The sequence below is a fragment of the Meiothermus granaticius NBRC 107808 genome (genome assembly GCF_003574355.1).
In the GTDB taxonomy this organism is placed as follows: domain Bacteria; phylum Deinococcota; class Deinococci; order Deinococcales; family Thermaceae; genus Meiothermus; species Meiothermus granaticius.
Map to the genome: position 1 here is coordinate 38231 of NZ_QWLB01000028.1, position 10744 is coordinate 48974.

9 protein-coding genes are annotated in these 10744 nt (G+C 64.1%); 6 read left to right on the plus strand and 3 right to left on the minus strand.

Translation table 11 applies throughout. The annotated features are described in order from the left end of the window. Window positions 1-129 precede the first annotated feature (129 nt). The 4 genes from Mgrana_RS10820 (at window position 130) to Mgrana_RS10835 (ending at window position 4961) form a co-directional block, all read left to right on the plus strand. On the plus strand, window positions 130-516 hold the full coding sequence (locus Mgrana_RS10820; RefSeq protein WP_119357622.1) for a HesB/IscA family protein: 387 nt from the start codon (window positions 130-132) through the stop codon (window positions 514-516). A 226-nt stretch (window positions 517-742) separates the two neighbouring features. Beyond that, window positions 743-2623 (plus strand): peptide ABC transporter substrate-binding protein, encoded by a 1881-nt coding sequence (locus Mgrana_RS10825; protein WP_119357623.1) that lies wholly within the window; start codon window positions 743-745, stop codon window positions 2621-2623. 100 nt (window positions 2624-2723) lie between these two features. Beyond that, a complete protein-coding gene (locus Mgrana_RS10830) occupies window positions 2724-3737 on the plus strand; it encodes an ABC transporter permease (protein WP_119357624.1) in 1014 nt (337 codons plus the stop codon). 9 nt (window positions 3738-3746) lie between these two features. Beyond that, complete coding sequence (locus Mgrana_RS10835) at window positions 3747-4961, plus strand: ABC transporter permease (protein WP_119357625.1); 1215 nt, start codon at window positions 3747-3749, stop codon at window positions 4959-4961. Window positions 4962-4997: 36 nt separating this feature from the next. Here the strand turns inward: Mgrana_RS10835 and Mgrana_RS10840 are convergent, their stop codons facing one another. Beyond that, entirely contained in the window at window positions 4998-5525 is a 528-nt protein-coding gene (locus Mgrana_RS10840; RefSeq protein WP_240631336.1) for a ribonuclease FAU-1 family protein, read from the minus strand. A 9-nt stretch (window positions 5526-5534) separates the two neighbouring features. Continuing rightward, complete coding sequence (locus Mgrana_RS10845) at window positions 5535-8108, minus strand: GAF domain-containing protein (RefSeq protein WP_119357626.1); 2574 nt, start codon at window positions 8106-8108, stop codon at window positions 5535-5537. Between the two features lie 225 nt (window positions 8109-8333). Here Mgrana_RS10845 and Mgrana_RS10850 point away from each other — a divergent pair, with 225 nt between their 5' ends. Further along, window positions 8334-9449 (plus strand): zinc-dependent alcohol dehydrogenase, encoded by a 1116-nt coding sequence (locus Mgrana_RS10850; protein ID WP_119357635.1) that lies wholly within the window; start codon window positions 8334-8336, stop codon window positions 9447-9449. Further along, the gene (locus Mgrana_RS10855) at window positions 9446-10180 is read left to right on the plus strand and encodes a GNAT family N-acetyltransferase (protein ID WP_119357627.1); all 735 of its coding nucleotides are present in this window, start codon (window positions 9446-9448) and stop codon (window positions 10178-10180) included. Before Mgrana_RS10850 ends, Mgrana_RS10855 begins: the two co-directional genes overlap by 4 nt. Here Mgrana_RS10855 and Mgrana_RS10860 read toward each other — a convergent pair. After that, the coding region (locus tag Mgrana_RS10860) for a phosphoribosyltransferase (protein WP_119357636.1) at window positions 10163-10744 on the minus strand (582 nt) is incomplete at its 5' end. The genes Mgrana_RS10855 and Mgrana_RS10860 overlap by 18 nt on opposite strands.

The window sequence follows — 10744 nt, forward strand, 5'->3', positions numbered from 1 at the left end:
GTCGGCTTACGTTGCTGCCGGTCGAGCGTGCTATATTTTTCATAGGAAACCGGTGTCCCCATGAAGGCGCCGGGTTGCCCAGGGGTTAAAGTTCAGGGGCCAGAGTGGCTTCTTTAGGAGGGATTTTTGATGGTGCAGGAACAGAACGCGATCTCGATCACCCCAGTGGCCGCTGAACGGGCCAAGGAAATCCTGAATCGTTATAACAAGCCGGGCGCGGCCATCCGGGTGTTTATCAAGTCGGGTGGGTGCAGCGGGTACCAGTACGGCATGGCGGTAGACGAGCGCAGCCTTGAGGGGGATACCGAGGTGAAGATGCTGGGGGTAAGGTTGGTGGTGGACCGGATGTCGCTGCCGCTGTTGGTGGGCTCACAGGTGGACTGGGTGGAGAACATGATGGGGGGTGGGTTCAGCGTCAACAACCCCAATGCCACCTCTTCTTGTGGGTGTGGCCACTCCTTCCGCACCGATGGCCAAGCCCCAGCTGGAGAGGGTGGGGGCTGCGGCAGCCACTAGGTTTGGCGGGTAGAGGCTCGAGGCGGCCCGAGGGCCGCTTTTTGCTGCATCCACCAAACGGTGGATGCGGGCCGACTCGAGGTTTTCCCCTTCCAGACAGAGAAAAGGGGGCTTTGCTTGGGGTGCTCCCAACCGTTTTTACGATTGACGCAGGGAAGGGGCTGACTATAATAGGGGCGGCAACAAATGCCACAATTTGCTATACCCCTAATCTCGAGGAGGCGGCATGAAACGATGGAGTAAGTTTACCGTGCTGGGCCTGAGCCTGGTTGCCGGTGCAGCTCTGGCCGGACCCAGCGACAACAGCCTGATCATCGGGGCATCCCAAGAGCCCACGGTGCTGGGTGGAGATTTTTTGAACGTGATCTCCAACCAGGTCATCAAAACTGAGATTGAGCAATACCTCAACGCTCCCCTCACCACCCTCAACCTCAACTCCGAGCAAATCCCGGTGCTGGTCACCGAAGTCCCCAGCGAAGCCAACAAGCGGCTTCGGCTCACCGATATTGGCAATGGGAAACGGCGGCTCCAGCTCGACTACACCCTCAAGCCCGGTCTGAAGTGGTCCGATGGCAACGACATCAGCACCGATGATGTGGCTTTTGTCTTCGAGGTGGCTAAGGCCAAGGGGATGGCCCTGGTCAACCCCGACTTCTGGAGCCGGGTCTCGCTCCAGGTCAAGGACAAGCAAAACTTCACCGTAACCTTCGAACCAGCCTACTACTACGATGCCACGGTCTCCATGGCCGGAGCCAGCCCCAACCTGATTGCCCCTTCGCACCTAATGCGGCCGGAGTGGGAGAAGGTCAAGGCTGCAACCCAGAACCTCAGCCCCGATAAGGACGCCACCAAGCTCAACGAGTTGTACCGCAATTTCTTCCAGCAGTTCGGCTCGCAAGCCTTTATCAACAGCGGCAAGATGGTCTGGTCAGGGCCCTTCAAGGTCACCCGCTGGTCGGCCAACAATGCCATCGAGATGGTGCGCAACCCCAACTTCACCGCCATCACCCCCCAGGGCGGGGCCGACAAGTATGTGCAGAAGGTCACCTTCCGCATCATCCAGAACACCAACTCGCTCCTGGTGGCGATACTGGGGGGCGGGATTGACGCCACCGAAGCCACCTCCATCACCGGTGACCAGGCCCGGAGCAAGCAACTCCTTAGCCGCGCCCCTGGACGCTACGATGTGTGGGCGGTGGCCAACCCCACCTGGGAGCACATCGACATCAACAAATTCCCCATTCAACAGGTCAAGGATCTCACCTTTGACGACAAGCGTACTCGCCAGGCCCTGCTCTACGCCATCAACCGCGAGGCCTGGGTAAAGGCCTTCTTCGATGGTGCGGAGCCGGTCGCCAACTCCTGGGTTGCCAACGTCAACCCGCTGTTCACCGACAACGTGACCAAGTACCCCTACAACCCCGAGAAGGCCAAGCAGCTTCTGGCCGCAGTGGGCTGGAAGCCCGGCCCGGATGGGGTGTTGGTGCGCAACGGCAAGCGTTTTGAGTTTGAGCTGGTGACCACCTCCGGAAACTCCGTGCGCGAGCGTACCCAGCAGCTCTTTATCGAGCAGTGGAAGCAGGTCGGGATCTCGGTTAAGCCCAACAACGCCCCCAGCGCGGTGGTCTTCGCGGATAATTTCATCCAGCGGGGCAGCGAGGGCAAGTGGATGACCTTCATGTTTGCCTGGACTAGCAGCTTGGGCGAGGATGGTTCCTTGTTCCAGTACAAGAACACCATCACCGGAACCGTCAACGTACCCACCAAGGAAAACAACTATGCAGGCCAGAACATCGGGGATTGGCGCAACGACGAGTTTGACAAGCTGACCAGTCAAGGCTCGATAGAGTTCGATGAGGCCAAGCGCAAGCAGCTCTTTGCTCAAGCCCAGCAGATCTGGGCCGAGGATGTTCCGGCGCTACCTCTGCGCTTCCGCTCCAACTACTACGTGACCAAGAAAGACCTGGTGAACTACGTGGGCTCGGCCTACTCTGGGGTTAACGGCTACCCAGGCTGGAACCCCTGGGAGATCGGCTGGGCCAGCCGCGGGGCGGTCAAACTCTACGACCAAACCAAGGTCAGTGGAAGCACCAACCTCGCCAAGTAAACCTCCATCCTTCCAGCCCCTGCCAGGAGGTCTCCTGGCAGGGGCTGTTCCACCCTATGGTGGAGGGACTTGGGCAGCAGGGACGCGGTAAACTGGGGGCGTGTTCGCTTACACCGTGCGCCGTCTGCTGCAGATCATCCCCTTGATGTTTGCGGCTTCAATTGTGATCTTCACGCTGCTGGCTTTGCAGCCGGGAGATCCAACCGACGAGCTACGCCAGGCCAACCCACGGATCACCCAGGAGCAGCTCGAGGCCCTTCGCCACGCCTATGGTCTCGACCAACCGATCTACATCCGCTACTTCAAATGGTTGGGCCGAGCTCTACAAGGCGACTTTGGCCAATCCCGGCAGTATGCGGTACCTGCCGCGCAAAAGGTCTTTGGGGAGCGCCTGCCCAACACCTTGATCCTCTCCGGCAGCGCCTTCCTCTTGGCCCTGTGCGTCGCCATCCCGGTGGGGATTTTCTCGGCGGTGCGGCAGTACAGCCTGGCGGATAACATCGTCACCACCCTGACCTTCTTGGGCTTCTCGGTCCCGGTATTCGTGCTGGGAATCTTCTTGCTTTACACCTTCGCGGTCTGGCTGCCGGATAAAATTCCTGGATTCCCGGCCTTTCCTCCGGTGGCTGAGGTGCCCTATACCCCCTTTTCCGAGGTGCGTTCGGGAACCACCAGCTTCTGGATCTTCCTGCGCAACTGGGCCTGGAACCTAGTGCTTCCGGTGGTTGCCCTTTCGCTCATTCAGATGGCCTCCTGGACCCGCTTTATGCGCGGGAGCATGCTCGAGGTGCTCAACCTGGACTTCGTTCGAACCGCACGCAGCAAAGGGCTGTCGGAGCGGACGATCCTCTACAAACACGCCCTGCGCAACGCCCTGATCCCCATCGTAACCCTGGTGGGCCTGAGCATTCCTGGGGTACTGGCCGGAGCGGTGGTTACCGAGAGCGTATTCTCCTATCAGGGGATGGGCAGATTGATCCTGGACTCGTTGATCAGCAAAGACTACAACGTGGCCATGGCGGCTTTGGCCATGCTGGCCCTGATCACAGCGATCTTCAACCTGGTGGCCGATTTGCTCTACGCGGTGGTAGATCCGCGCATTCGCTACAGCTAAGGAGAACGGATGGCAGTCCAAGCCCCTTCCATACCCCAACCTCGGTCACAGACCCTATGGGCCCTGGCCTGGCGGCGCTTTCGCAAACACAAGCTGGCCCTGGCGGCTTTGGTATATGTTTGCTTGCTGATCGCAGTGGCGCTCTTTGCCCCGATCCTGGCGCCCTATGACCCCACCGCCCAGCCCTTGAGCGGTGACTTGGCCTCACAGTACTTCCAGCTTCCCTCAGCCCAGCACTGGCTGGGCACCGATGAGCTGGGCCGAGACGTGTTCTCGCGCATTCTGTATGGGGCCCGCATCGAGATGCTGGTGGGGTTCACCGCGGCCTTGGTCAGCTTGTTCATCGGGATGGTGCTGGGGATCCTGGCCGGGTATTTCTCTGGGCGGCCCTTCCGCTTCTACCAGGGACCGCTAGCCCAGGGAAGCTCCTGGCAACCGCTGGGGTTTGCGCTGTGGCGGGTGATCTCCTGGGTAATCTTCTATGGGCTGCTGTACTTCATAGCCGACCTGGCCTGGACCTTGGCCGGCGACGGGGTACGGGCCTTCTTGGGAGGCGAGCGGGGGGGGCACTGGTTTGCCCTGCTGGGGCTGGTGGTGAGTTGGGGCGCGGTGTTGGCCGCAGGGATATGGGGGCTTTTTGCCAAGTTTGGCCTGGACCTCGATGTGGTGCTCTCGCGCTTCATTGACTTCATCCTGACCATCCCCAGCCTGCCGCTGCTCCTGGTGCTCTCGGCATTGCTGCGCGACTCGCAAGGAGCGGTGGGGCAGTGGGCTCAGGCCACGCTGGGCCCCGCCGCCTCGGTACTGATCATCATCACCGTGCTGGTGATTTTTGGCTGGATCAGCACCGCTCGCCTGGTGCGCGGGGCGGTGCTCTCCTTGCGGGAGCAGGACTTTGTGACGGCCGCGCAGGCCCTGGGCTCCAGCGAGGTGCGGGTGATGTTCCGCCACCTGCTGCCCAACGTCACTGCGCCGCTGGTCATCAACACCACCCTCGAGGTCGGCAACGCCATCCTGAGCGAGTCCATCCTGTCCTATCTGGGCTTCGGCATCCAGGAACCGGTGCCGAGCTGGGGCAACATGCTCAGCCGGGCCCAGGACTACTTGTTCTCCGCCCCCCACCTGCTGTTCGCTCCGGGGATTATGATCTTCCTGACCATTCTGGCCTTCAACTACCTGGGGGATGGCCTGCGCGATGCCCTCGACCCGCGCAGCCGCCTGTAGGGCGGTAGGCCCTGCCTGCCTCGCTTCGATCCGGTATCAGAGGCGCTTTAGCCAGCCCCGGTCTTCCTCGGCGGGTCGTACGGGCCAACGCCCTTCTTGCACGTGCAGCCTGACCTCTTCCACCGCTTTCTGGGCCGACTCGATCCAGGCTTCTGGATAGGCCCCAGCCTTGGCGGCAAACTCCTCTTGGTCGACCACCAGGCAGGTGTGGTCGGCCTTGCAGCGCACATCGAGCTCGAGGTCGTACTGCCAGATCCGGCCAGGCTCGAAGCGGGGCGGGGTTTGAATGTTCCAGTAGTACTCCAAAACCCGGCCCTGGGGGTCTAGGTCGGGCCCACCGGAATACCACCCCCCTTCGAAAAAGGCCACGTAGCCCTGATGGTCAACCGGCAGGGTCTGGCCCCGGCTCTCATGGTGGAACTCGAAGCCCAGGGGCATGTGCAGCAGCACCGCCCCCTCGCGGATCTCTACCACCTGGCCCATCCACCAGTAGTGAAGCCGCTGCTGCGGATACTTCCAGAACTCCAGGCGCAGGGTCTGGCCCTGCCGGTAAGGGGGACGCACCCCCTCAGTTTAGTTCAGGTAGGGCTCTTCTTCTGGATGGGCCTCGAGCCAGGCCGTTAGGGCACAGACCACCTGCCCATCCAGGGTAACCCCCGACTGGCGGGCCAGCTCCGCCAGGGCCTCGCTCCGGCTCCAGGCCCGTTTGTAGGGCCGGGCCTGGGTGAGGGCATCATAGACATCCACCACCGCAAAAATGCGGGCCTCGAGGGGGATGGCTTCCCCCTTGAGCCCCAGGGGATACCCCGAACCATCCAGCCGCTCGTGGTGGTAGCGCACCACATTGAGGGCGCTGGGGGGAAGAAAGGTCAGATCCTGGACCATCCCAAAACCGATGTCGCAGTGCCGCTTCATCAGGCTCCATTCCTCCGCATCCAGCTTGCCCGGCTTGAAGAGAATCGCATCGGGGATGGCCAGCTTACCCAAATCGTGCAGATAGGCCCCCAGGCGCAGGCCCTCGAGGTCATCAAAACCCAGCTGTTGGCCCAAGGCCATCGAAAGGGCCACCACCCGGTCGGTATGCCCTTTGGTTTCGATGTCCCGAAGTTCCAACCCCAGCCCCAGGGAGCGCAGGGCCGCCTCACGGGTCTGGGTGATCTCCTCGAGGTAGGTCACCCGCTCCAAGGCCCGTTCCACCCGCCGCGCGGTGGTCTCGAAGAGGGCGATGTTTTCTGGGCTGATCGGGCGGGGGGTTCCAAAGCTGCCCAGGGCCAGCATCCCGTGAACACGCCCCCCGGTCCACAGCGGGGTATACACCACCGAGCGAAGGCCACTGGCCTTGACCACGGGGTTACAGGGCTCCCATGCGGCGTAGTCCTCGATGCACATGGTTTTCCCGGTCAAGCGGTCCTCATGGATGGGAAAGGTTTGGAAGAAGCTCTGCTGAGCAGTATCACAGCCTACGGTAAACACCTGCTTGGCATGCAGCAGGTCGTCCTCTTCTGGGTGCAGGGCATACAGGGCCGCCGCATTGAAGCCGGTCAGGGAGAGCAGGGTCTCCAAAGCCCGGCGGGCGATTTCCAGCGGGTCGCTGAGCGTCTCGAGGTCGGCGGACATCTCCACCAAAGCCCGGTAGTCCTCGGCTTGTTTACGGGCGGTCTCTAGGGCATGCTGCCGGGAGATGGCCACCCCTGCCACCTTGGCCAGCACCTCGAGGCTATAGCGGTCTTGGGGGGCAATCTCGCCCCCGGCCCCGGCGGTGTCCACCGAAAGCACCCCCACCACCCGGCCCTCAGGGTCGCTGAGCGGCACCCCCAGGTAGGCTGCGGTGGTTCTAGTTCCCGATAGGTATACAGCCTGGGGCGTGCTCGAGGCATCCGGGAGATACAGGGCCGAGCGGCGGGCCAGCACCTCCCAGGCCAGCCCGGCCCCCCGGGCCCGCCGGGTTCCCACCAGCCCCTCCGCCAGATACCCTGCCGCAGCCACCACCTCCATCACCTCGGCTTGGGGGTCATAGAGGGAGAGCAGCGCGGTGGAGGCTTTGGTCCAGACCAGGGCCTCCTTGACCGTGAGCTCGAAGACCTCCCGGGTAGAGCGGGCCGGGGTCAGGCTTTGCCCGGCCCGGGATAGGGCCTGAAGGCGGCCCAGCTCGCGTGCTTGAGCGGCCTGGGCCTCGAGCCGCCCCAGCACCTGCCCCACCCCTCTCCCCAGCGCCTCCAACAAGGAGCGGTCTTCGCGGGAAAAGGGGTCCCTCGAGTACAGGTTCAGTACCCCCAAGACCTCGCCCGCCGCATCGAAGAGCGGAACAAAGACCCCGTACTTTTCAGGCTCGTGCTCGAACCCCGGCAAGTTGTAGACTTCCGGATTATCCAGGTCGGTCATCTGTATGGCCCGCTCGCGCGCGGCTTTCCAGGACATCCCTCGCCCCTCGGGAATCCGCCTTCCAAAGGGTTCACGCCAATTAACCCCTGCCACCACGATCAGCTCATGCCCCTCGCGGCGCAACACCGCAGCCCGCTGCTCCCCCAGAATCTCCAGGGCCAGCTTGGGGAGGGCCTGCCATAGGGCCTCGGCTTCCCGAAAACCCGAGAGGGTACCCAGCGCACGCGCCAGCCCTTCCTCGCGACGCAACCGGGCCTGGGTGCGCATGCGCTCCTTTAGGGTTTGGAGCACCACCCCCAGGCTCAGGGCCAGCTCCTGGGCTAGCTCCCGGGCCTCTGCTGAGGGGGGTTCATCCGCGCTGCGGTCCAGGCATAACCAGGCCTCCACCCGTCCCTCTAGCGGAACCGGTACCACCAAGGCCCAGCGGAACTGGGCCATCTCGAGCCTGTCTGGGGGCTCGAGCCCGCTCAACTCCAGACGCACCGCATTGACCCGGGCAACCCCGGCCAAGGCCTCCTCCAGGCTGCCGCCATACCAGCGCAGTTCGCTGTCCAGGCTCAAGCGATACCCGGTAGGCTCCAACTGGTAACCTTGCAGCGCGATGAAGCGGTACACCCGGCCCTCCCGCAGCAGCACCGAACCGGCGCTGAACCCTGGGATCAGCTCGAGGGCCCCCTCCAGCGCACGCCGCAGGAGGGTTTCCACGTCTGGGCTGGCGACCAGGCTACGCAACAGGGTGAGCAGTTGCCGGTGGGGGTCCAACATCAAGTATCTAGCTTAGGGGAGTGCCGCCGGAACTCGAGGTTAGCCATCACAAAACCCCGATACGGGAAAACCCCCACCCCCCTGCAAAACGGTCTCAAACCCAGCAGGGAGGCAATTGCGCCCCCTCTCCTTTCCCTAAACCCCCTTTGCCTTCAAAATAAGGGCATGCTTCGCAGCGTGGCCGCCCCCGCCCTGGCCAACACGGCCCCCGCTAGCCGGGCGCTCATGCAGGCGCTGGTGTTTTATCCTTCAATCCCGCGCTATGTGGCCAGCCGGATGCTGGGCAAACGCTACCCGGCCCGCGCGCTGCCCCTGCGCCTGAGCTCCTTGCCCGAGCCGGAGCGCCCGGAGGGGTTCGAGCGACTCAAGGTGCGGCTGAGCGGAATCTGTGGCTCGGATCTGGCCCTGCTCTACGGCAAGAACTCCCCCTCGCTCTCCCCTATGTTTTCCTTTCCGGCGGTGCTGGGGCATGAGATCCTGGCCGAGCTGGGGGGGGTGCGGGTGGTGGTCAACCCGGTGTTGTCGTGCCTCGAGCGGGGCTTGCCGGAGTGCCCCGCCTGTGCCCGGGGCGACGACCATCTTTGCCAAAACGTCACCGAGGGCAACTTTGCCCCTGGGATGCTGGGGTTTTGCGCCGATCTTCCGGGCGGCTGGGCCCAGCGGATCGTGGTCCATCGGGAGCGCATCTTCCCGGTGGATGAGCGCGTTCCCGATGAACGGGCTGTGCTGACCGAGCCGATGGCGGTGGCCGTTCACGGCATTCACACCGCCTTAGCCCGGGATTGGCCCAAGGAGCTGTTGGTGGTGGGGGCGGGAACCATCGGCCTGGTTACGGTTAAAGCCCTGCGGGTGATGGGCTATACCGGAGTGCTGCACGTGGTGGCCCGCCGCAGCCGGCAAGCCGAGCTGGCCCGGTCCCTGGGGGCCGATCATATCCACCCCTCCACCCAAGCGGCCCAGCAAGCCACCGGGGCCCGGCGCTACCGGGGCCTTCTGGGGGCTACCGCATGGCGGGGCGGCTACGAAGCGGTGGTCGAGGCTTCTGGCTCGCCGGGGGGGCTGCAAGAAGCCAGTTGGGCGGTGCGCGAGGGGGGGCGGGTGCTGCTGCTGGGGGCCCCCGGAATGGCCCTGCACGACTTCTCGCCCTATTGGTTCCGTGAGGTTCGGCTTTTCGGCAGCTACTGCTATAGCTGGGACACCTTCGCCCAGACCGTGAAGATGCTGACCGAGGCTGAGGGGCTGGAAGCCCTGGTGAGCCAGCGTTTTCCCCTCGAGGCCTGGCCCGAGGCCTTAGGGGCGGCTTCCGCCAAGAAGGGCGTAAAGGTGGTTTTTCAACCGTGAAGCCCGCCGCACCCCGCGCAGGGCCTGGCTCGAGGTTCAGCGTGCGCCAGGTGACCGATCCGCACGACCCCGCGGTCGAGGCCTTTGGTCGTTTGCAACAACAGATCTACTTTGAGCCCGAGCTGCTGATCCCGCCCCCGGTGATCCGGGCCCTGCTGGCCCTTCCCGCTGGCGAGCGGGGCAACTTCCTGGTGGTGGCAGAAGAAGGAGGGGTTTTGCTGGGGGGAACCTTTTTCCATTACCTTCGTCTGCCCAATACCGGGTTTTCCAGCTTCATGGGGGTTGCCCCGTCGGCCAGGGGCCAGGGGATTGCCCGGCGCCTGCACCAACAGCGCTTCGCGGTGCTGGATCAGGCCGCAGGGGGGAAGGTGGAGGGGGTTTTCATTGACGTGGTGGCCCCCGAGCGGCTTAGCCCAGAGGCGCTCGAGGCCGAACGACGGGTCGGCTCAGACCCGCTGGCCCGCCGACAGGCCTTTGCCGCGCTGGGGTTCAGTCGGGTGGATCTGCGGTATGAACAACCGGTGGGGGGGCCTGGGGGAGGGCCGGTGACCCATCTGGACCTGCTGTATTGCCCGCACCAGCCCACCGAGTGGGTTCCCACGGAGCGGGTGCTCGAGACCCTGCGGGCCTACTGGCGGCCCTGGCTGGGGGAACAACGGGCTGAGCAGGAAGTGGAAAAGCTGCGCCAGCGAGCCAAAGGAGCCCGGCTGCGGCTACTCCCGGCGGCCTGACTCGGCCAGGGCCTGCAGCACCTCGGCATCCGAGGTTTGGGGAAACTCCAAGTACCACTGGCCCACCGCCTCAAACCCGGCGGGGACCAATGGGCACACCACCGCATCGGCCAGGTGGGCCAGCTCCTGTAGGGTGTTCTGGGGGGCCACCGGAACGGCCACCACCACTCGAGACGGGCCCAGCGCCCGCACCGCCGCGATGGCCGCCTTCATGGTCGCACCGGTGGCCAGCCCATCGTCCACCAGGATCACGGTCTGACCCTTCAGTTCAGGGAAGGGCCGGGCTCCACGGTAGGCCTGCTCGCGGCGGGCCAGCTCTTCCCGCTCCCGCGCCCGCACCGCCTGGACTGCTGCCGGAGAGATTCCCAACTGCCGAATCAACCCCTCGTTCAGCACCTCTCCCCCCCCAGCCGCGATCGCCCCCAGGGCCAGCTCCTCGTGACCGGGCACCCCCAGCTTGCGCACCACCAACACATCCAGAGGGGCCTGAAGGGCCTTGGCCACCTCGAGCGCCACCGGTACCCCCCCTCGGGGCAGCCCAAACACCCACACCCCCCCCCATCC

Excerpts from the sequence above, each read along its gene's own strand:
- Mgrana_RS10835 (WP_119357625.1), top strand. The coding sequence starts at position 3,747 with ATGGCAGTCCAAGCCCCTTCCATACCCCAACCTCGGTCACAGACCCTA.
- Mgrana_RS10825 (WP_119357623.1), top strand. The coding sequence starts at position 743 with ATGAAACGATGGAGTAAGTTTACCGTGCTGGGCCTGAGCCTGGTTGCC.
- Mgrana_RS10845 (WP_119357626.1), bottom strand. The coding sequence starts at position 8,108 with ATGTTGGACCCCCACCGGCAACTGCTCACCCTGTTGCGTAGCCTGGTC.
- Mgrana_RS10820 (WP_119357622.1), top strand. The coding sequence starts at position 130 with ATGGTGCAGGAACAGAACGCGATCTCGATCACCCCAGTGGCCGCTGAA.
- Mgrana_RS10850 (WP_119357635.1), top strand. The coding sequence starts at position 8,334 with ATGCAGGCGCTGGTGTTTTATCCTTCAATCCCGCGCTATGTGGCCAGC.